Genomic DNA, 719 nt, shown 5'->3' on the forward strand with positions numbered 1-719 from the left:
GAAAGTGAATGGCGGCGTTTCGCAGAGCAGTATCTCGACAGCCCCAGTGACAGTAGCCTGGACAAAACCCGTAAAATCCATATCGACTATATCTGTGATTTTACGTTTGATGATGGTCGTCTGGAAAACATCTATCTGATAGATAAAAAGAACCTGCTGCGCAATAAGGTGAAGGTCATTCAGCAGTTTGAGCAGACTGGCTCACACGCTAACCGTTATGACGTCACCATTCTGGTCAACGGCCTTCCGCTGGTGCAAATCGAACTCAAAAAGCGCGGCGTGGCGATTCGTGAAGCCTTTAACCAGATACACCGTTACAGCAAGGAAAGCTTTAACAGCGATAACTCCCTGTTTAAATACCTGCAACTCTTCGTAATTTCCAACGGGACTGATACCCGGTACTTTGCCAGTACCACTAAGCGGGATAAAAACAGCTTTGATTTCACCATGAACTGGGCAAAGTCGGATAACACTCTGATTAAGGACCTGAAGGACTTTACCGCCACTTTCTTCCAGAAGCATACTCTGCTGAATGTTCTGTTTAATTACAGCGTGTTTGACAGCAGCCAGACGCTGCTCGTCATGCGCCCCTATCAGATTGCCGCCACCGAGCGCATTCTCTGGAAAATCAACAGCTCTTTTAAAGCGAAGAACTGGTCAAAACCCGAAAGCGGTGGATTTATCTGGCATACCACAGGGTCAGGAAAAACCCTGACCAG

General features: G+C 47.3%; 1 protein-coding gene. It reads left to right on the forward strand.

Going from position 1 to position 719, the window contains the following annotated elements:
* Window positions 1–719 (forward strand): type I restriction endonuclease (locus tag FKM52_RS21490; RefSeq protein WP_181407970.1); only part of this gene is annotated, 719 nt, incomplete at both ends.

It is taken from the genome of Mixta tenebrionis (assembly GCF_006517625.1).
In the GTDB taxonomy this organism is placed as follows: domain Bacteria; phylum Pseudomonadota; class Gammaproteobacteria; order Enterobacterales; family Enterobacteriaceae; genus Mixta; species Mixta tenebrionis.